This window comes from Desulfobacterales bacterium (assembly GCA_034003325.1).
Lineage (GTDB): Bacteria > Desulfobacterota > Desulfobacteria > Desulfobacterales > JAFDDL01 > JAVEYW01.
In genome coordinates this window covers 1-22,028 of sequence record JAVEYW010000003.1, presented here as the reverse complement: position 1 = coordinate 22,028, position 22,028 = coordinate 1, and the positions used below count along the sequence as shown (strand labels likewise).

The 22,028-nt window shown below is 50.3% G+C and carries 14 protein-coding genes, 1 tRNA gene and 2 pseudogenes; 9 read left to right on the top strand and 8 right to left on the bottom strand.

The features are described 5' to 3' along the window. Positions 1-166: 166 nt before the first annotated feature. The 4 genes from acsB to RBT11_03745 all read right to left on the bottom strand — a co-directional run bounded on the left by acsB (position 167) and on the right by RBT11_03745 (position 8,665). Complete coding sequence (acsB, locus tag RBT11_03760; GenBank protein MDX9785864.1) at positions 167-2,377, bottom strand: acetyl-CoA decarbonylase/synthase complex subunit alpha/beta; 2,211 nt, start codon at positions 2,375-2,377, stop codon at positions 167-169. Positions 2,378-2,447: 70 nt separating this feature from the next. After that, complete coding sequence (gene cooS, locus RBT11_03755; GenBank protein ID MDX9785863.1) at positions 2,448-4,415, bottom strand: anaerobic carbon-monoxide dehydrogenase catalytic subunit; 1,968 nt, start codon at positions 4,413-4,415, stop codon at positions 2,448-2,450. Between the two features lie 173 nt (positions 4,416-4,588). Next, on the bottom strand, positions 4,589-6,145 hold the full coding sequence (locus RBT11_03750) for an acetyl-CoA decarbonylase/synthase complex subunit delta (GenBank protein MDX9785862.1): 1,557 nt from the start codon (positions 6,143-6,145) through the stop codon (positions 4,589-4,591). 570 nt (positions 6,146-6,715) lie between these two features. After that, positions 6,716-8,665 carry an ASKHA domain-containing protein gene (locus RBT11_03745; protein ID MDX9785861.1) on the bottom strand — a complete coding sequence of 650 codons (1,950 nt, stop codon included), beginning with the start codon at positions 8,663-8,665 and terminating at the stop codon, positions 6,716-6,718. 363 nt (positions 8,666-9,028) lie between these two features. Here RBT11_03745 and RBT11_03740 point away from each other — a divergent pair, with 363 nt between their 5' ends. Further along, entirely contained in the window at positions 9,029-9,616 is a 588-nt protein-coding gene (locus RBT11_03740) for a hypothetical protein (protein ID MDX9785860.1), read from the top strand. Between the two features lie 167 nt (positions 9,617-9,783). Here RBT11_03740 and RBT11_03735 read toward each other — a convergent pair whose 3' ends face one another. Continuing rightward, entirely contained in the window at positions 9,784-10,077 is a 294-nt protein-coding gene (locus RBT11_03735; GenBank protein MDX9785859.1) for an MTH1187 family thiamine-binding protein, read from the bottom strand. A 260-nt stretch (positions 10,078-10,337) separates the two neighbouring features. On the opposite strand from RBT11_03735, the gene RBT11_03730 reads away from it, so the two are divergent. The 8 genes from RBT11_03730 (at position 10,338) to RBT11_03695 (ending at position 17,854) form a co-directional block, all read left to right on the top strand. Beyond that, a complete protein-coding gene (locus tag RBT11_03730) occupies positions 10,338-10,979 on the top strand; it encodes a TetR/AcrR family transcriptional regulator (protein ID MDX9785858.1) in 642 nt (213 codons plus the stop codon). Positions 10,980-11,241: 262 nt separating this feature from the next. Beyond that, positions 11,242-11,631, top strand: a complete 390-nt coding sequence (locus RBT11_03725; protein ID MDX9785857.1) for a DUF1992 domain-containing protein — start codon at positions 11,242-11,244, stop codon at positions 11,629-11,631. Between the two features lie 82 nt (positions 11,632-11,713). Beyond that, positions 11,714-12,166 (top strand): hypothetical protein, encoded by a 453-nt coding sequence (locus tag RBT11_03720; GenBank protein ID MDX9785856.1) that lies wholly within the window; start codon positions 11,714-11,716, stop codon positions 12,164-12,166. Positions 12,167-12,275: 109 nt separating this feature from the next. Then, positions 12,276-13,217, top strand: a complete 942-nt coding sequence (locus RBT11_03715; protein ID MDX9785855.1) for a D-alanine--D-alanine ligase — start codon at positions 12,276-12,278, stop codon at positions 13,215-13,217. Positions 13,218-13,407: 190 nt separating this feature from the next. Beyond that, a complete protein-coding gene (gene purD, locus RBT11_03710; protein ID MDX9785854.1) occupies positions 13,408-15,177 on the top strand; it encodes a phosphoribosylamine--glycine ligase in 1,770 nt (589 codons plus the stop codon). Positions 15,178-15,205: 28 nt separating this feature from the next. Next, positions 15,206-15,892: an L-threonylcarbamoyladenylate synthase gene (locus RBT11_03705; GenBank protein ID MDX9785853.1), complete on the top strand. Its 687-nt coding sequence runs from the start codon at positions 15,206-15,208 to the stop codon at positions 15,890-15,892. Positions 15,893-15,930: 38 nt separating this feature from the next. Next, positions 15,931-17,256 (top strand): ISAs1 family transposase, encoded by a 1,326-nt coding sequence (locus RBT11_03700; GenBank protein MDX9785852.1) that lies wholly within the window; start codon positions 15,931-15,933, stop codon positions 17,254-17,256. Positions 17,257-17,767: 511 nt separating this feature from the next. After that, positions 17,768-17,854: transfer RNA gene (locus RBT11_03695), tRNA-Leu, on the top strand. Between the two features lie 469 nt (positions 17,855-18,323). Here the strand turns inward: RBT11_03695 and istB are convergent. The 3 genes and pseudogenes from istB to RBT11_03680 all read right to left on the bottom strand — a co-directional run bounded on the left by istB (position 18,324) and on the right by RBT11_03680 (position 21,532). Next, positions 18,324-19,044: pseudogene (gene istB, locus RBT11_03690) on the bottom strand (IS21-like element helper ATPase IstB). Between the two features lie 108 nt (positions 19,045-19,152). Next, positions 19,153-20,507: pseudogene (locus RBT11_03685) on the bottom strand (IS1380 family transposase). A 527-nt stretch (positions 20,508-21,034) separates the two neighbouring features. Then, positions 21,035-21,532 carry a VOC family protein gene (locus RBT11_03680; GenBank protein ID MDX9785851.1) on the bottom strand — a complete coding sequence of 166 codons (498 nt, stop codon included), beginning with the start codon at positions 21,530-21,532 and terminating at the stop codon, positions 21,035-21,037. Positions 21,533-22,028 lie beyond the last annotated feature (496 nt).

The following is a 22,028-nucleotide window of genomic DNA, read 5'->3' as shown; positions in this document are numbered from 1 at the left end:
TTGTCTCCTTATATTGTTACGCGCAGCGTATCACCGCCGGACCGGTAAGCGCATCCGGCGGTGTTTTTTATATGCCCGCGTTTGTTGTTAAGTCCTTATACATCATCCGTCAATTTCCACGCAGTGGGCTGGCGCGAAGGACCGTCCGCTTGCCCGTGCCGGCCGATTAACCGATGATCGAAGGCATGGAAAGTGCGGGATGTCCCTTTTCCTGCAGGAACGCCAACACTTCTTCCTCTGTCGTTCCGACCGTTTCATCCGCAATTTTGTCGAACAGATCCGGAACACCCATTTCTTCTCCGCGTTTAATCAAGCGGTCTTTAAGCTCGTCTTTAAGGATTTTGGGCATCCAGACCATGCGCAGCAATCCGCCGTCTCCGATGATAAACTTCCGCTGCGTGATATTGTATTTTGAGTGGCCCACGAACCCGGGAGAAGAGGCCCCGCCGCCCATAACACCGGCCAGCGTCGTAAACTTCATCCCGCAGGGCGTTTCGCCGGCATAATCACGGCTGACGGTCATAACGCCATTACAGGACGGCAGCATGGCCGCGATACATTCACAACACCCACAGGTCGTCATGGGATCAACAACCATGGAGTAGAAATTATAATGCGTAACAGCGCCGCGGGAGGCTTTTTGAATAAAGTCATTAACACCTTTCCACTGGCCGAGTTTCGGATCGATACATTCACCCTTTTCAATGGGCTGGTTCGGGCCGGTCGGATTGATTTCGAAAGAGGCCTTGCAGTCCATCCAGTTATAGGCACCGCAAAGACCGGTCCGCTCGGGACTGACCGAACAAACATGGCTCGGCGCAAAGGACTGGCACAGCGTACAAGAATAATAAGTCTCGACATCCTCGTCCGTCATCTTTTCCACCCGCTCATCCCGCAGCTTATATTCCCCGCGGGCCCTGGCGGTTAGTTTGTCCACATCCTCTTGTTTTGTGAAGAGCGTGACCTGTACTTTGTCGACGATCTTCTGGAAATCCTGATGGAATTTGGCATGCAGCACCTTACCGATATGTTTCAGGCTGAATCCTTTTTCCATGGCAGATTTACTAATCCGAATCCAGGAGATATCGCGCTGACCGGCATGCATGACGCCCTGAATGTAGTTGACCAGGTGGTGAATCTGACGTTCGAGAATCGGTTCGAAATCCGTCTGAAATTCCCGGCCCGCGATCTGAACGTAGATACCCATCGGGAAGGTGGCGCCCTCTTTAAGTTCCGTAACATCGGGTCCGATGATCTCCACCTTGCCGTCCTCGATTTCATTCATTTCGGCCATCTTCGCAAGCTCCGTACACTGGGTCTTGCTGCCGCATTGCGCATACAGATCCTTGCCGCGAACCCGTTCCCCTTCATAGGCGGGGCCGAACGCCAGCGGAATGTCGATCTGAGATACCGTGACCTTTAGACCGCGAACCTCGACCGAGCGCTGGCACATTTCAGCATGCGGAACATTGGCGACCACATGTTCATAGGTACAGATACCCGTAGGAAGAATCTCGGGAATATCCGTATCCGCGAGCGTCGGAAAGCCCCAGTTCACACAACCGGCTGCCGCAGCGCCCCATTCGGTGCCTACATCACCCAACGCGTTTACAAAGGCAAAGATTCTGTCCTTATTATATAGCAGCATTTTTTTGTAATCACCCGGCTGCACACCACCAAAGGCCATGGCGGCGCGGTTGGCGAACCCGAGCGCGAAAATGGCGGAGGAGATATCCGGGCCAAAGGGAACAATACGGGTATTCCAGCCGATTTGAACGCCGGCTTCCAGCAACTGCTGAGCAACTGTGGTGCCGTTATGATTGGCTGCCAGAAAGATGTAAAGGCTTCGTTTCTGATAGTCTTCAACAATCAATTTGGCGATTTCGGGATTCGGTGCTGCTCCAACAATCGCGGCAAACCCGGGGGCCGAGCCATCGACAAATTCCACGCCGCGTTTACGGAAAACCGTATCGTCCGCAGCGCCCAGCCAGATTTTGCCGGCGTCTTCATCGATATCTTCCGAGTGGAGATAAAAATCCGGTTGGTTCAGATACCGGATGGCTTCCTTGATTTCAAAAGCCAGCAATGCCGCCATACCGGCATCCAAAAGGGGGCCGAGGTACGGCAGGTGATTGGCGCCTTTAACATGGGGCGGTAACAGCTTGCGGGCAAATTCCAACGGCTTTTTCATGTCTTCCAGGGTTTCAACTTTAATTCCCAGAAGGGAGTAAATCACCGGCAGATAATAAGCGGTGTTGGGAAACCCGACTTTTGTGGAGGCGTCAAAGGTCTCCAGGGCTTTCTGGTATTCTCCTTCGACTTTGGAAACGATATTGTAGCCACCTTGTATAGCGGCAAATGCGACTAATTTGGACATTTTTTCCTCCTTCGTTGAGGATTGATGATTCAGTGTTCAGTCAAAGACAATTAACGGCTTCCAGCCGAAATTATATTGCCTCCAATTTTTGCCGGTCGGCCATATCCATCAGAACGCGCTCTCTGGCTTTGTCGATGCCGAGGGCTTTACGCTTTTTGTCGATATGGGCGATCATCTTGTGTGCATGTTTGATCGGGTCAATTTCAAAATCCCACATGCCGCCATAAGTCTTTTCCAGGTCTTTGAACAGATAGTTTTCAAAGACGGGAGCGCCGCTACTCGGGAAGGTGACGCCGAATACGGTATAGACGCCTGAGGTGACAAAATAATGTCCGATGGAAATGGCTTTTTCACTCATCCACTCCGGCGCGCTGCCGGCCACCGGTAGATCGGATATGTCTTTTCCAAGACCGCCCGCCTTCACCACTTCGGTTGCCGCCAGCAGAATTCGGCTGTTATCCACACAGGAGCCCATGTGCAGAACCGGCGGAATGCCGACGGTCTCGCAGACTTCTCTCAGACCAGGGCCACAGAATACCGCAGCGGTTTCCGGCGTCAACAGTCCTTCCATGGCGCAGGCAATGCCGTTGCATCCCGTGGTGAGAACAACGACGTCATTTTTGATCAATTCCTTGACCACCAGAATATGCCCCTCATTATGACGGGTTCTGGCGTTGTTGCAACCGACAACACCGGCAATGCCGCGAATCCGGCCGTTGATAATATTGTCATTGAGCGTGTAATAGCTACCCCTGAAGGTGCCACCCAGATGGTATTTAATGGATTCAACCCCAAACCCAGCAATCTGTGTCGCTTTCTGGCGGGGAATCATGACCTCTGTGCGGCGGTTTTTAAAATTTTCGATGGACATGCGGACGATCCGCTTGGCGTCATCCATGGCATGATGCTCATCAAATTCAATATGAATCACATTGTCCTGCTCCATACGGGCAATGGGATGCGTGGTGATCAATTTGGTGTGGAAGCATTTAGCGACATTGGCCAGGTTCTGAAAAATACACTGAATATCGACCACCATGGCATCGCAGGCGCCGGTGATGATGGCAAGTTCCTGCTGAAGGAAGGTGCCTGCCGGCGGCACGCCGTGGCGCTGCAACATTTCGTTTCCAGTACAACAGATGCCGCCCAACTGAATGCCCTTGGCCCCCATGCTCTTGGCGTAATCAACCATTTCCTTGGATTGAGCAGCAGCCACGATCATCTCGGAAAGAACCGGCTCATGACCATGAATGATAATGTTGACATGATCTTCCTTCATGATGCCCAGGTTCGCTTCGGACTGTATCGGATACGGGGTTCCGAACAAAACATCCTGAAGGTCGGTCGCCAGCATGGAGCCACCCCATCCATCCGCCAGCGCGGCGCGCGTACACTGCTTGACGATATTCTTATAATCCTGATCAACCCCCATATGGGTGCGATGCATGATTTCAACGATTTCCCGATCGATATTTCGGGGAAGAACGCCGGCTTTTTTCCATTTTTCGTAAAGCGGTTGCGGTGCCCGTTTCATATAAAGCAACTCGCCTTCCGGTTTGCCCCATTCGGCCAGCGCTATTTCGGCTACTTCCAAAGCGATCTCATCCATATCCCGATCCGCTTCGGTACCGTCATCAGTTTTCACTGTGATGGCAACGCCCAAGGCCTCAGCTACCGCCAGAAGTTTCTGCGTGTCTTTGATCTTATAATCCGCGGACTCTTTTCGCGCCACAGCCATAAATACTTCGGCCACGCAACGGCCATGATCCGAGTGTGCGGAGGCGCCGCCGGCCACCATGCGGGCAAAGTTTCTTGCGGCAATGGTGTTCGCTGTTGCGCCGCAGAGGCCTTTGCGTTCATCCGGCCCGTCTCCGACGGATTTGGTTAAGGGCAACCGGCAGGGACCCATTGAACAATTTTTGCAGCAGGTGCCCTGAACCCCAATGTTACAGGGCTTCATGCTTTCAGCTCTGTCAAAAACGGTTTCAACACCGAGTTCCTGAGCGCGTGCGATCATAATCTGGGTCGCAAGATCCATAGAAGCCTTTACCGGATCGGCTTTCTTGGCTTCTTTTTCAGCCTTTTTTTCAATTTTATCTGTCACTTGTGGTTCCTCCACATGTTTGTGTGTCATTATCTCATATCATAAATGTCGCAAAGGCGGCCCGGCTATTACCGGCTGTCGTCTTTGCCACATGGGGTCCATAAGCCCTATGCAACGCGTCGGTGAACGCGATCGAGCCTGGCAAGAATTTTATCCAGTTCTGATTGTTGCTGCGCTGCAGCCGTCAAGGACACAGCCTTCTTCTCGCCGGGTTGCCGTTGAGCCATCCGTTCATCACGTTCTTTGGCGCGTTTTTCGCGGACGGCATTTTCTTCGGCGTCCAATTTGGCCTTAACGTCTGCGGCGGCTTTGGCTTCCGCCTCCGCTTTGGCTTTTGCCTCGGCAGCCGCTTTTGCCTTGGCATCCGCTTCGGCTTTGGCTTTGGCGTCCGCCTCCGCTTTTGCCTTGGCATCAGCGGCAGCTTTGGCGGCGGCCTCTTCAGCGGCCTTGTCGACGACAGGAACAGCAGCAGGCTTGGCTTCCACGACTGGCGCGGGTGCTGCCTTTACTTCCGCTTTAGGTGCCGGGGCTGCAGCCTTGGGGGCTTCCTTCTTGGGCGCTTCGGCTGCTTTGGGTGCCGCCGGGGCTTCTTTTTTAGCAGGCGCCGCCTTTTTATCTTCGGCAATCGTCAAATCCGGCGCCGGTGCCAATACGGCAAAGTCGATATCCACATCATCCAACTGTTTTTTGGCCCCTGCCACGCTCAACGCACTGCCACCATCCGATACCAGGTCGATGAATGAACGGACCATCCGAATCGCTTCCGGATGACGCATAATCAAAATATTGGATCCGGCCATCAGGTAACTGACCGCCGCAACGGACTCCATCAGAATACCTCGTTTTTCCGGGTCACCCAGGGACGGGGCGTCTTGCACGGTCTGTTTGACTTCCTTGCACTTCCAAACCTCGTTGGCCACGTTATTGATCAGCGGCAGCTGCAACTTGTCGTCCCCTTGTGCCAGTGCCGCCATTCTGAGTCGTTCCATGACCGAATAGGAATACTCAAGGCCATAACCCAAACCGCCGGTCGTGGGATCGACAATCATACGATCCAGCGGCATACCGAGGTTTTCCAACAGAATATTCACCTGTTTGGCAAGGTTTACATCGATCGGTGAGGAGGAAATGACCGTGTGGCCATAGCCCATGGCCGCAGCACCGATGGCTTTGTGGTTTTTGTCTTCCACCGGTCCCAGCACCAATTTTTTTCCATCAAACTTCTCGGCAAGTGCTTTTAAAACGACTTCATCTTTTTTGGTGTTCGCAGACCCCCAGATGATCAACGGCACCTTGACGGCGGCTAAGACTTTTTGAATCGTTGCCGCGGCGTCATCAGCGCTGGCGTCTTTGCCGTTCGGGTCCGTGCTTTTGAGTTGTAAAACGATCATTTGTGCGCCGTACTGATCCACGCATTTTTTAGCCCAGGCAGCCGCATCGCCCAGCACGTCCTTAAAAGGCGCCTTGGCGGATTCCGGCCATTCTTCCCCGGGGTCCATGTCCCAAACTTCCATAGCGATTCTGGGTTTATTCGGCATGCTCCCTTCAAATTGATAAAAGGGGTAGCATGACTCGCCGCCAATCGTGACGGCTTTTTCCCCTTGTCCGATGGATATCTCCTTTATGCCGCCCGCATAGGATTCCTTGAAAATTTCAAAGCCCAATTTTACCTCCTTTGAATAAAACCCGTTAATAAGCTGAGGTGTCAGAAATAAACCGCCGGCATTCCCCAACAAAAAAGGGGGCCGGCCTGTATCCCCTAAAGATGATCAATCCCTCCCTTCTGATATGTTTTTTTATAATCTTCTACCGCAGTAGTTTGCTCACTTGGTGTCATCAGCTGCCTCCGCGCAGCAAATCTGATAGAATCATTAATCTTTTGAACCGAAACGGGGCATCGGCCGCCGGGTTCTCCCGGCAAGGCCAAATGACCGGGATGTGCGTATATTAGCAGAAAAAAAATCCTTATCTGATCAAACTGGCTTTGTCAATAGATGAGAACCTAAAAAAAATAGCCAGCTTAGGTGCTAAATAGGAATGACGAAGGCAAAGTGGTCATTTCGCCCGAACCGGTTCGGCTTACCGAATCCGATTCATTGTAATAACAAATGGATATATGCTATTGCCAACCGAAGGGGTGCCCCTTGTAAAACAACACCGCCTCCGCGCATGCACCTTTTTGGATGGTCTCGGTCGCAAGAGGCGGATACTATTCTAAAAAGGTAGGAATCGAATCAGCTTTGAAAGGATCGTCGCAAATCCAGCCGTTTTTTCAATCTGGGGAAAAGATTGATATCCGTATGCGGCAAAAAAAGCGCCGCAATATAGTGATCCATGAAGGACCGTGTTTCCGACAATTCAAAATTGGTCATCTTGTTTCGCACGCCGGAAACATCCTTGCGGATTCGATTGGTCAATGAACTCATACGGGCCCCCATGAGCGAGCCGTTGCCGATGAAGGTCACTTTCTCCGGGTCCGTTTCGGGCAACAAGCCGATGGTCATGGCTTTTTCCAAATCCACATAACTGCCGAAGCCACCGGCGAGAATAATATGATCAATATCCTCCATTCGCAGCCCGACCTCCTCCAATAATGTCTGGCACCCCGAGTACATGGCGCCTTTGGCGCGAATCAGGTTATCAATATCCGGCTCGGTCAGCACCACATCCCGGTCAATCTGGCTTTCAGCCGCCCATGCCAGCACATATTCATAAATCCCCTCTTTTTCGCGTATTCTCGGCGTATTCAGATCGCGGTTGAATTTCCCCCGGTTGTCGATAACCCCGACTTCAAAAAGGGTAGCGACAATGATAATCAACCCCGAGCCGCAGATGCCCTTGGGCCGCACGCGACCAATGGTAATGTTCATGGGCTCCAGGGTGACCGGATCAATGGAAAAGTCTTCGATAGCCCCTTTTGTCGCCCGCATACCGAGTTTGATCCCCCCCCCTTCAAAGGCCGGGCCGGCCGAGCAGGCAGCACAGGCTAACCAGTCCTTGTTTCCAATCACAATCTCGGCATTGGTTCCGATATCCATATAGAGGGTAATGGCATCGGATAAGTACATGCCCGAACCCATCACGCCGGCCACGATATCACCGCCCACATAACTGGAAACCTGAGGATAGACAAGTGCCGTGACATGATCTCCCAGGTCAAGGCCCAATTCCGAAGCATTGAAAGGCGGGTATAGCGCCGTCGCCGGAACATAGGGTGAGCGCCGTATATACCGAGTATCCACCTTTAACCACAACTGCGTCATGGTCGTATTGCCGGATAGCGTGATGGTGGAAATATCGTCCTTGTCCACCTTTGCCTTTCTGACAATTTTATAAATCACATTATTCATGGTTTCATTAACGACATCGCTCAATTTTTCCAACCCGCCCGGCTTTTCGGCAAAAACCATTCGGCTGATGACATCCTCGCCATAACTGATCTGGCCGTTAAAATCGCCGTATTCGGCCAGAACCTCTCCGGAAACCAGATCAATTAACTGGCCATAGATGGTGGTTGTTCCGATATCCATGGCGATGGCGTAGTTGCGTTCGGTGGTATCCCCTGCCTGCACATTGATGATGCGGCTTTTGCCGACTTCCCGGACCGGCCTGGCTAGAGTGACAGTCACTTTGAAATCGGCCTCTCTGATAATTTGGGGTATTTTCCTAATGACCGAAAGATCAACCTCCAGCCGATGCTCGCCATGCTCGATGTTTAAAAAATTAACGATGCGCGAAATATCGGATTGGTTATCCTGTGCGTCGGGCGCGGGAAGCACCAGATATCTTTTTTCGACGGGAGGAACAAACAGCCCCCGCTCTTTCAGGTCATCAAAATTCGGCTGCTTGATGCGAGCGGTTTTTCTTGGTGTGCTTTGCATATTCAGCACACTGGCATCAATCTCCGACTCGATGGGAATTCTAACGACCAGATCACTCTTAACCGTTGCCAGACAAGCCTGACGATATCCTTTTTCCTGGTCCTCCGGGGACAGATGCGCGGTAATACCGCCTGCCACCTCTCCGGATTCAATAATAACGCGACATTTTCCACAAACGCCTTCGCCGCCGCAGGACGCATTGATGTGGACGCCGGCTTCCATGGCGGCGCGAATCAAATTTTCCCCGTCGGGTACTTCAACTGTTTTGTTGTGCGGTAAAAATAAAATATGGTGCATATTCATGATCGGCTCCTGTATCATCTTCCGCGCCGCTAATCGATCGCCAGCAAAAACGCACTAAAGTTTAATTTAAAAAAACAACACCGACGTACAAAATATTGGGTGTCATCATATGCGAAGACAAAATGGGAATCAAGCGATAGCCATATTTTAAAACATAAAAAATCATTCCTTTTATAATGGACGTCCCCCCGCTTGCAGTGAACGTTCTTTTTATATGTTCTTTTTATATCGACAAATTATTTCCAATCATATAATCTGCAACCAAATTTCATGTCAGTCATTTTATTTCCGGCCCTTTTTAACCATCAATCGGAGGTTTCGGTGTTACGTCTACGATCCTTGCTAGTTCTTATACTGATAATCATGTCATACTGTTTTTCACCCTTTTCTCCGCTCTACGCGCAGGATTCGTCAGAAGATGATGTCGAGGAAACGGCTCAAGTAGTTGAAGAAACGGATGACGCTTCATATCTGCTTAATATTTTCGAAAATAAATATAATGAGATGACAGAGAAGGTCCATCAGGGGCAGCTACCAGCCACCGTATCGGAAGAAGCCGCACGAATTCGAATGGATTTAAAAAAGTTTATCATCAGCAGAAATGCCGAACTGGAAATTCTGAAGCTGGAAGTTCTCGAAGGATCTAAGCAAAACAGCAAGGCCGCGCTGGAACAGATGAGCAACCTCGTCGCCGACACGGAACGAAATAAAATGCTCTATATTCAAAAGCTCTCCGCACTATCCCCCGGATCCGGATCGGAGCATGTCGCGACGATGCCAGCTCAAGGCGCTCAATCCGGCGAATCGCTTTTGAGCACATCCAAAAAATCGTCTGCCACCCGAAAGAAATCCAAGAAAAAACAGGAGGAAGACTCCATTTGGGAAACGAAAGACTTTAACAAACGAATGCAGATCGCTCCCGAGGATCTTTCAATGGGTAGAATACAATAGGCGGTTACCGTTTTCAGTTGAGCCAGTTTCAAAACGCCCCATTTCGGCCGATCTCTGCGTTGCGCTCAAATTTCAATCCTCAAAATACTTAATGTATTCCTCCGGTTGAAATTTTCGCGCGCCTTGACCTCGACCGAACTGAAACGTTTTGAAAATAGCTCAGTTATTTAAAGCTTTGCCTCAACGGTTCGCACCTTTTCCGTCATTCGGCCGCCCTGCCCTCTTTTGCAGTCCATTTTCAAATTGATTAAAATCCGGCCGCAATCGGCATTCAGGTCTTCATAGCACCGGGTTACCACGTTTATTATCTCTTCCCATTCGCCCTCGATGGTGGTTCCCATGGCTTCGAGCCTGTAAGGCAAGCCGCTTTTTTGAATAATACGCAACGCCCGTGCGACATATCCGCTCAAATGGTCACCTTTATCCATCGGAAAAATCGAAAAATGCACCAACACACTCATATCACACCTCCTATCCGTTCCCCGAAACATACGTTTTTGCGGCCATGATCATGGTTTCGGCCACGCCAGGGTGTTTTTTCCAGACCGGCAGGAACTCGCTGTCGCTTAAACAGCCTGCCGCTCTTCTAAAAACACCCTGGGGCGGCCTCTCTACCGTAGGGACTTGGCCGAAAAGATGATCAAGGCCGTTTTGGCCTTGACCGAATGAACTTAATACATTATATGAACACGCTTCTGCAACTAAAAGACAGGTTATTCACATGGGAATACAGCAAAGAAAAGAGCGGGAAAAAGAACGGCGCAGGCAACAAATTCTGGTGGCAGCAAAGCGAGTGTTTCTATACAAAGGGTTTTCTCGCACCACCATTGAGGATATCGCCAATGAAGCTGAACTGAGCGCCGGCACGCTGTATCTTTATTTCAAAAACAAGGAGGAATTGTTTGCATCCTTATCGTTGAGGATCCTTCAGTACCTGGTCATTCGGCTGGAAGAGGTCAAAGCGGTAATGGAAAACAGCTCGAACGATAGGCTCGAAATCCTCAAATCCGCCATGTATGATGTGTATGATTTTGATACCGCCTCTATCATCAACATGTTTCATCTCCAATCCAGCGAAGCATTAAGAAACTTATCGGAACAGTTATTGTCTGAATTCCATGAACTGGTCGGAAAATCCATGCGGGTGCTTACCGATATTTTCCGCGACGGCATTAACGCCGGATACTTTATCAACTCCGCTCCGGAATCATTGGCAAACACCTATTGGTGCCTTTTCTCAGGGGTAGTGCTGTGGGAAGCCAGCAAAGAATTCATGGAAGAAAGAAAAATTGACATCAAAGAAGCACTCAATTTTGCTTTCGATCTTTTTAAGCGGGGCGTTCTGAATAATCCCGTGCGGTAACGGTGACCGACGAAAAATATCCGCCTTATCACCTTTTTTGCGCTTCTTTTTGCGGCCAAGCGCAACGTTTTGCTTCGTTTTACGATTAAACTACGCCCATATCCGCCAACAGAACATCCCCCCCAAAGTTATTTCAATCGACCTTCAACCGTTTTGGTATTGAAAACAAACAGCCAATTGTATAATATCATGAACATGACACATATCGGTCAAGCACTACGGCTTTAATGGTTTTATGGCTAATTATTTATAACGAACAGATATGTTTACAGGTTTTGAAAAAATTGTTGAAGAACGAATTATGCAGGCCCAGCGCACCGGGCAATTTGACAACCTGCCGGGTGCCGGAAAACCGCTTGTATTTGCCGATGACCAATTCATCCCGGAAGATTTACGACTGGCATACAAAATTTTAAAGAATGCGGATTGTACGCCACCTGAAATCGAAACCAAAAAAGAGATTATTCAAACAGAAACCCTGTTGGCTGGCATGAAAGACACGGTTCAAGCGTACCGGTTACTGAAAAAATTAAATTTTTTGATCATGAAATTCAACGCGATGCGAAACGGCAATGCACAATTTGAAATGCCGCAGCAATATAGGGAAAAGCTCTCCGAGCGATTCGGCTCCCTTGCGAAGGAAAAAAAGTAGGCTGCTAAACCGTTTTACGCGACATGGGTTGATGGTATTAAAGGCAATAAGAATGACTACGGTAACAAAAAAGGAGACCGGCTTGTTCAAAGGCGTGATGCTGGCCTACTTTATATTGATTTTACATGTTATTTTAATCGCAGCAATGGGAATGCTGGTGATATTCTTTCGAGGCATCGTAGCCTATATGCCTTGGATTTTCATTGGCGGATGCGCCCTCCTTCTTGGCTCCGGTTATTATTTTTACCGACGAATCAAGGCCCAGGGAAAGTCATTGCGTGAAACCCTGAATTCTCCCTTGTTACAAGGAAAATCATTTGAAATAAGTCTTATGGGGGGGCTTGCGTCATTCAAAGTGGGCCAGCACGATGCGAATCCACCCATTGTTATTTCAGCCGGTGACAACCGCCCGCAATTGGAAGACCCGTCGGCAGCACGCCTGCGCGAGCTTACCGAACTCGCCAATTTGCTTGAAAAGGATTTGATCACACCCGATGAATATAACCGCTTTAAGCGCAACTTGTTTAAAATTTAAGTTCATTAGGCATCATAGGCCACGGGTTCGGCACCAATGACAATTCAGCGGCATACATCTTCAGCACTTAAACCAACCACCTGCGTTGACACAAAGAAATAACGATTTCATGGACAAGTTGAATTTGGCTTTGATCTGCGGCGGTACCTCGACGGAGCGACAGGTTTCTCTGAAAAGCGCCGCTCAGGTTCAGGACGCGTTGGATAAAGAAAAATATAATATCCTGCGCTTTGACTCCAAAACGGATTTGGACAAACTGGTGTCGAATGCCCACCGGATCGATATTGCACTGATTATCCTGCACGGCCCGATGGGAGAGGATGGCACCATTCAGGGTTTGCTCGAGCTTCTGGGCATACCGTACCAGGGCAGCGGCGTTCTTGGCAGCGCGCTTGCCATGAACAAGGCCGCTTCCAAGCAACTGTACGAATTCGCAGGCTTGCTGGTTCCCGCCTATGAGGTTGTCAGAAAAGGGGACCCGCTTCAAGTTGAAGCGTGGATATGCCGCCTGGGGTTGCCGATCGTGGTGAAACCCGCTTCCAGCGGTTCAAGTATCGGCATGTCCATTGTCAAATCACAGGATGGTTTGACGGAGGCGATCGCCAAGGCTTTTGCCAATGATCGAACCGTTCTGCTGGAAGCCTTTATCAAAGGGGTGGAATTAACCTGTTCCGTCATTGGAAACGAAGACCTCAAAGCCTTGCCGCTGGTTGAGATCATCCCCGATAAAATGCACGACTTTTTTGATTACGAAGCCAAGTACACGCCGGGACACACGCAGGAAATATGCCCGGCTCGTATTGATGACGCGCTGACGGAAAAGGCGCAACAATACGGCAAAATGGCCCATCGCGCACTATACTGCAAGGGCTACAGCCGTACCGATATGATATTAAAAGATAGGGAGATTTATATTATTGAAACCAACACGATACCGGGAATGACCCCTACAAGCCTGTTACCGATATCCGCCCGTGCTGCGGGCATGAGTTTTGCTCATCTATTGGATGAATTAATAAGGTTAAGTCTTGAAAATCATATAAAAATATAGCGACTGTATCGCTTGAACGGGGGGGGAGAAAGGGTCTACTGAATTTTCTCGGACAGCCATAGGCCCTTTATCAGAAACACGCACGAAAAAGCGTGCATCATCAAAGAAGGTCGTTGGCTGCCAAGCAGTCCAGCCGCCAAGCTTCCGGCTTTGCCGGATTAGAATAATTAACAATGCATGGAGGAGGCGCATGAAAGTACTGGTTATTGGCGGTGGCGGTAGGGAACACGCGTTGGTGTGGAAGATATCCCAAAGTCCTCGCGTAAAAAAAATTTATTGCGCCCCCGGCAATGCCGGAATTGCGTCCTTGGCCGTTTGTGTTCCGATAGGCACTGAAGAGAATGACCAGTTGCTTGCGTTCGCCAAAAAGGAAAAAATCGATCTGACCGTGGTCGGACCGGAGGGACCGCTCTCAACCGGCATTGTGGATGCATTTGAAGCCGAAGGATTGAGAATTTTCGGCGCCTCTCAAAAAGCAGCGCAAATCGAGGCCAGCAAATCATTCGCCAAAGAATTGATGAAAACATACGGCATTCCCACTGCCGCCGGATGCAGCTTTACCAGCTACAAACAGGCGGAAGCCTATGTCCGTAACACCGGTGCGCCGCTTGTCGTAAAGGCGGACGGGTTGGCCGCCGGAAAGGGCGTCATGGTTTGCAAGACCATTCATGAAGCCCTCGCGGCGCTTCAGGATATTATGGTTAACAAGGCTTTCGGGGATGCCGGTCAAAAAGTCTTAATTGAAGAATGTCTGTCCGGCGAAGAAGCATCTTTTTTAGCTTTTACGGACGGCAAAACGATCCTTCCCCTTCCCTCTTCACAAGATCATAAAGCGGTTTTTGATCAAGACGAGGGACCCAACACGGGCGGTATGGGCGCGTACAGTCCCGCGCCCATCGTTGACAGGCAATTGCATGAAAAAATAATGAAAGAAATCATGTACCCCACGGTGAAGGCCATGGCCGCTGAGGGCAGACCCTATAAAGGCGTTTTGTATGCGGGGTTGATGATCGATAAGGATAAGATTAACGTTCTGGAATTTAACGGGCGCTTCGGAGATCCGGAAGCCCAACCCCTGCTGATCCGCTTAAAAAGCGATATCGTGGACATCATGGACGCGGTCATTGAAGGGCGGCTGGACCGGCTTAAACTGGATATTGATCCACGGGCTTCGGTTTGCGTGGTCCTGGCTTCGGGCGGCTATCCCGGAAATTATAAAAAAGGCGCACCCATAGCCGGACTCGATGCGGCAAAACGAATGAAGGACGTGGTCGTCTTCCATGCGGGCACCAGCACACGGGAGAAAACTGTCGTGACCAGTGGCGGCAGGGTATTGGGGGTTACGGCGCTTGGGGATACCGTTCAATCCGCCATTAAGAAAGCGTATCAGGCTGTATCTAAAATCAATTGGCCGGATATGCATTATCGAAAAGATATCGGTGAAAAAGCGAGCTTGCGAATGCGCATCAAACCAAGAATCAGCATCGTCATGGGCAGTGATTCGGACCTGCCGGTCATGGATGAGGCGGCCGCCATTCTTAAAAAATTTGACATTCCCTTTGAAATGACGGTTGCATCGGCGCACCGTACGCCTGAACGTGCCATGGAGCTGGCCGCCACGGCACGCAGCCGAGGGATTCAGGTTATTATCGCCGGCGCCGGACACGCGGCTCATTTGGCCGGTGTCTTGGCAGCGCACACTACCTTGCCCGTCATCGGTGTTCCCATCGACTCCTCTTGCCTTCAGGGGCTCGATTCCCTTTTGTCTACGGTCCAGATGCCCCCCGGCGTGCCGGTTGCAACCGTATCCATCGGTAAATCGGGGGCACGAAATGCCGCGATACTGGCCGCCCAAATTCTATCGCTTGCGGATGAAACCGTCGCTAGGGAATTAGTGGGCTTCAAGCTGGAAATGGCTGAATCCGTAAATAAAAAGGCGGCAGCGTTGGCGAGTTTTTAAGCCGAATTCGCTTATCTGACCGGTGCGCATGCCAGAATCCAACATCATAACCATTGACCCGGAGAGGCCCGAAGCGGACCACATTCGAATCGGTGCGGAAAAGATTCGCGGCGGTGGCGTTATTGTGTTCCCGACTCAGTGCCTTTATGGCTTGGGAGCGGATGCCTTTAATACGGATGCTATTGATCAGGTGTTTAAGTTGAAACGCCGGCCACTCGAAAGTCCGCTTCTGATTTTGATTCCGAGCAGAAAGGATTTACTCAACATCACGAATCACATTTCTCCTGCAGCCGAACGAATAATGGATATTTTTTGGCCCGGCAGCGTGACGATTATTTTTGAGGCCAATTCTATGTTGCCGGTCGGTTTGACGGCCGGCACCGGAAAAATAGGCGTTCGACTGCCGCTTCATCCGGTCGCGAAACAGTTGGTCCGTGAAGCAGGACGCCCGATAACCGGAACCAGCGCCAATATATCCGGAGAACCGGGCTGTAAGCAAATTTCAGAGATTTCACAGAGTATTATTCGGTCGGCTGATCTTGTCATCAATGCGGGGCGCCTCAAAGGCGGCATCGGTTCAACCGTCGTTGATGTGACGGTTGAGCCGCCACACATTCTTCGGGAAGGAATTATTCCAGTCAAGGCAATAATGGCAGCTATTCCAGGGCTCCGTCAAAGTCGCGCAAGTGTAAGAAATCAGAAGGCCACGAAATAGCGCTGACTTTTTGAGTTCGAATTTGTTAAGTTGCTTTTATAAGCAACTTAAAAATTTCGCCTTCAACCAGCCCACCCCGCTTTGTTTTACGTCCCGTCCGACGCGACGAGATGGATCGTTGGCGTACATTGATGCGCCAGTACCACTATCTCGGCTTTGAGCGGATCGTAGGAAAATCCCTTTGCTATGTTGCCACCACTAATGAAACCCAATGGGTAGCCCTTCTTGGCTGGGGCTCTGCGGCACTTAAGTGTGCTGCCCGGGATCAATGGATTGGATGGGACCGGGCGTTGCAGTTCAAACGGTTGCATTTGATTGCCAACAATGTTCGTTTTTTGATCCTGCCCGATTGGCGCATCCCCAATTTGGCCTCACACCTATTGGCATTGAACCTCAAGCGCCTGAGCCAAGACTGGCAGCTTTACCATGGGCATCCCCTTTTGCTGGCAGAAACCTTTGTCGATAGTGCCCGCTTTGCCGGTACGTGCTACCGGGCCGCCGGTTGGCAAGTGCTCGGTTCAACGCAAGGCTATTCCAAAAGCAACAAGGGCTACTGGCATAACGGCCAACCAAAGCTTTTATTGGTGCGCCCTTTGGTGGCCGATGCCTCCCGGCATTTACGCGCCCCGTTTTTGACTTCTGTTGGCGCACCTGGAAAGGAGTGCACCGCGATGATCGACATCAATCAACTGCCCCTGCAAGGTCATGGTGGACTGATGGATCTGCTAAAAACTGTGGCCGACCCCCGAAAGCCACGCGGAGTGCGCCATCCGGTAGTCACTGTCGTGGCAATTGCCATCTGCGCCTCGCTGTCCGGAGCACGCAGTTTTACCGCCATCGCTGAATGGGCCGAAACGTTGAGCCGTGAGGCGCTGCGTAAGCTTGGCTCCAAACGGCCCAAACCACCCTCGGAACCCACCATCCGGCGCGTTTTACAGTCTCTGAATGCTGATCTGTGGGACTCCCAAATCGGCAATTGGATAGTGCAACACTGCCCTTTGGCCGGACGTGCGGTGGCCGCTGATGGCAAAACACTGCGCGGAGCCCATGATGCGGGCCAGCGACCTGTCCACCTGCTCAGCGCCATTTTGCACCAAGAGGCCCTGGTAATCGGCCAAATGGCTGTCAAAGAAAAAACAAACGAAATTCCCCAACTGCCCGAACTTCTTGCGCCTCTGCCCCTGCAAGGTGCGGTCGTAACCGCCGATGCGCTGCACACTCAGCACGATACGGCCCGTTATATCGTAGAAAAAAAGCGGGCCGATTACCTGTTTATTGTCAAAGAGAATCAACCCACCCTGCGCAATGACATCGCGACGCTGAATCTCAGCGCTTTTCCCCCCTGCACACACCACCATCTATAAAGCCCATGGCCGCTTGGAGCTGCGCCATGTTTGGACCAACACTGAACTCAATAATTATCTTGCTTTCCCGCATGTCGCACAATGTTTTTGCATCCAACGCGACATCACAAAATTGGTCAACGGCAAACAACACACCGAAACCGTCTATGGGGTTACCAGTCTTACCCCTGATCGTGCCGAGCCGGAGCGCCTATTGAATTTGGCTCGTGGTCATTGGGCAATCGAAAACCGCCTGCATTGGGTCCGAGACGTCACCTTTGACGAGGACCGTAGTCAAGTCCGAAAAGGCAACGGAGCCCAAATTATGACCAGTTTGCGCAATATAGCCATCTCGTTGCTGCGTATGGCGGGTGTCCCCCACATTGCGCCCGCCCTGCGTGCTTGCGCAAGACTTGGCCAAGGCGTCCTACGCCTCATCGGCGTTCCGGATTAACTTTGACCTGACCCTGGTTGGCAGCTATTCCTTATTGACAATCGCTTCCAACTTGGCATATAGAGGGTCAACTTTATTGCCGGAGTGGTGAAACTGGTAGACGCACGGGACTCAAAATCCCGCGGGGGCAACTCCATGTCGGTTCGATTCCGACCTCCGGTACCATAAAAAAAAGGGGTTACAGCGGAAACAAGCTGTAGCCCCTTTTAAGTTTTTGGACTGTGTAAGCACATTGTAATCAGAGTAAAAAAAATCGGGCAACAAAAAAACCGCCTCGAAGAGGCGGTCATTGTCTCAAGATCGGACACCCGGGAAGATCCGGGCCCTAGGATCCAAATTATCGAACAACCCCGCACTCACAATCCGACATGCCGCAAAGCGCCTTGCACACTCGCCTGTAACGCTGCAATTCGGACTGTGTGTGATCAGTGGAATAAGCCATTGCCTGAATCCATCCCCACGCATCCGCCGGATCGGTTATGCGTTTAGGAACATGAACGATCACCTGTGTGTTGTTAGCGGCGGCATGAAAATGTATCAAAAATGGCGGGTTGAAAATGCCACCACGATTTAATGCGGGACATAGCAGCCGGAACCGGTTTTCCCGATTCCGGCGCTATGCTAAAAGCTGCTTTCAATTTTCGATTTTATCTTTCATGCGATAACTTTTCCCTTCCACAAGCACGGTTTCAGCGTAATGCAACAACCTGTCCAGGATAGCGGAGGTCAGGGTGCTGTCGTTGTTAAAGATCTCTGGCCGGTCGTTATAGGCACGGTTGGATGTGATTACCATTGCCCCTCGCTCATAACGCAGACTGATTACCTGGAAGAGAAGATCCGCGCCGGCCTTGTCCATGGGTAAAAAACCAAGCTCGTCCATGACGAGAAGTGCCGGTTGGGTGTATTTTTTCAACGCTTCCTTGATGCGTCCGGCAGCTTGGGCTGCCGCGAGGGTGTTGACGATGTCAACGGCCGTGGTAAATAAAACCTTATACCCTTTCAGACAGGCGTTATAGCCCAAGGCTGAGGCCAAGTGGGTTTCCGAGCCCCACGCCGCCGAGAAAGATAATATTGGACTTGCCTTGGACAAACTGAAGCCGAAAGAGGTTTTGAACCTGGAGACGATTAATGCTTTTCGGCCAGCTCCAGTTGAACTGATCCAGGGTTTTGATGACCGGGAAGCGCGCCATGCGGAGCCGATGCCGGGTGGCGCGGTCTTGGCGCAATGCCGCTTCTCCATCGGCAAGCTTTTCAAGATACCCAAGATCCGCGATTGGCTTTATGTGAAGTGGTTTTTTGGCCGAGTTGGGTAAAAAAATCTTCCAAAACGGTCTGCTGACGCTCTGCGTACCCATTATTTTACAGAAAAACAGCTTGCTTCATTTAGTAAATCGCATTTATGGCGCCATTTGGACAAGCCTCTTCCCCCCGGATTACTTGCTGGTGTATATATCGGCTTGTCTTTATCCGGTTGCAAACTGCCAACTTTTCAACCGTATCTGCGAAAATAGGCCTCGCAATCGCCGTCTCACCTTCAGCCATACTTCTCGTCCATGGAAAACTATCTTTCCCGCTGTTCCGTATAATTTCCAACGCAGCGTTTGCACCTGATGACGGTGCCAAGTTTTGTCCAATGTCTTCAGAACAAATAGCCGACCGACATTATATGCCAATACGCCGATGCGAAAAAATACCGCATTGGCCTCAAACTGACCGCACGGCATCCTTTCCATCCCAAAGCCGATCTTGAGTTCCTTGATCCGATTCTCGCTGCACTGACCTCGCTGATTGTACCACTGCACTACCTGCTCAGGATCTTCGCTCCGATTGGTCGCTATCACAGTATATCTTTCCTTTTCCCCGGTTTCATCAAACAATTTGCCCTGGATCGGCCGCCAGATCACTATCAGGCGAAACGCCTTCCGGGTCTTGTTCATGCAGTGCACCGTTTCGGCGATAGATCCATTCTGATAAGTCCTCCAATCATTGGCCCCAAGGCTTTTAATCAAACTTACCAACGCCTTATCAAGATCTGCGCCAATCGCAAACTCTATATCATTTGAATTGCAATAGTTAATTATATCAGCCTGATAAGCTGCGCTATCCGCCCTAACCGCTTTGACATGTTTGCCCTTGGGTAATTGTTTCTCACAGTATTTTATAAATTCAAGGTTCCCGGCTGCGGGGCCTGGTTTCCTTCACGAAATTCATCGCCTATAACCAGACCGTTTTCCGCCAAATGGCCCACGATGGGCATGTAGCCAAAAGATCCTTTGTAAGTCATCTTGGCCAATTCCTTCTCCGCCTCAATCCCCGTTGCATCGATATCCAACGTATATCCTTTGATCCCGTCGTACTTGAGCCCGCGCTTTATCACCTTACGGTTGACCTCGCCAAGCTTTCCAAGAGAACCGTTTGTGCCACTTCTTCGCAGCCAGTCACCGGCAGCATCAGATGATGGCATCCGTCTCAATCCTATGACTTCACGCAAGCCCTTGTCATCTCTGATCTGCCGCAAATCTTCCAGGCTTCGGCCACCTCCGCTTAGCATCAGTATCAGTGGAAATATATGTTCACTCGAACGGTATCCAACGCTACTGCCCGGCGCCGGCAAATGATTGTCCAGGGCTTCTAACAATCCCAAGCCCACCACAAATTCCCCTAAAAGCGCCAGGCCGGCATTTGACGTGATCAGATCCTTCGTTTCTTCAAGCTTGAATGGGAGCACGGTTTGTTTTATCATTAGCCTCACCTCGTTGGTTCGGTTGTTATGTCGTCTTGTCAACACATATCTACCTGAATCAACGAGGTTTTTCAATAGATTTCCCCACAAAATAACTGTTAATCGCGGATCTTGGGAGCTTTTAGCATAGCAGCCGAAATCGGAAAAACCGGCTCCGGCTGCTATGTCCCGTATTAAATCGAGGCGGCATTTTCAACCCGCCATTTTTGATACATTTTCACGCCGCCGCTAACATTCCCTGGTTGGTGCTCGATAGATGGCGTGAAATATTTGACTGAAACCGATCAAATCAAAAAAATTTGATCATCGCTAAAAGCCCGCCAAATGGGCTTAGCTGCTCGCTGCACGTCTCGTGTGGCGTTGAAACGTTGATTTTTCTGGCCCTGCCGCCACTTTTGTTGAATCCTTTGTCCTTGCGGTTTTGCCGCTTTTTTGATTTACTCTCTTTTACCATTTGGGTAACTCCTGTCTTTAAGGTGGGAGGCTCTCACCTCCCTTTATAACAGGATTCCCAGATGGTTTCCGCTTTCTTTGTGCCTTAATGTGCAAAATTCAGGTAATAACCTTCATATTTTGGGATATAATGATATGTGCTGATCATTTCATTCTGTGGTAGACCACGATGACCCGCCAGCGGTAGCCTCGAACAACTGTATCACATTTCGATCCTGGTCAAAAAAAGTGAAAGTTCTACCAATAGTGGTACAAGGCCAGACATAATCGGTCGTTGTCTCAAAGCCTGCCCCCCTCACTTTTTTAAACCAAGAATCAATATCCGTAACCGAAAGGGCGAGTTCCCTGATACCGGTATATCCATACCCCAGATATTCATTCGGTGTCTTTTTCACTTCCGGTATTACGGTTTGCTGCAATTCTATTAAAGCCCCTTCCGGGGATGATAGCAGCACCATATTCGACCTGGCTGCCCTATGGCCGAAGACATCGTCCATAGCCTGAGGGTATATGAGGGTGTTCGGCCCGGGTTCAGGTTGATTTGGAATCGTTATTTCAATGTCGATCTTGAACCCCAATACATCCCGCCATAACCGCACAGCTTTGCTCAAATCACTAACAATGAGGCACATATGATGAAATTGCATACCCGTCTCCTTTCTCTGGCTTTTTCCGGTTTTCTGAGTAAAGAATCTCTTTTCAGTGTAAAGAACCTCGTGCTTCCGTACGGGGCATTAAAAATCAATTTCCAACTGTATCTGTGCGGGATCTTTTTACTTATGCTTATGATAACGTATGTACTTCATGATTGTATCGCTTCAACTTGGTTATCTATCGTTATTTCGATGTATAGTCAACCCTTCTCCGCTTTTCCCAGCGATTCTCGGTGAAGAGGTGGCAAGGTCATTTTGGGGTCGGTTTCGGCATGGGCACTGCTATTTTATCACGGCGAGCTTGAAATGTAAGCGTCCGGTAAACCCCATCTTCACAGCCTGGAAAAATCCTGGCATGATAGTCCCCAGAATGGAGGACAAATCATGTCAGGTGATGCGGTTCGAATTATTGGAATAAAAAATGGCAGATCAACAGGGCGTGCTGGTCAGGGCGTCTTTATCGATATACTGCGGCAAAAGGGCTCGGTAA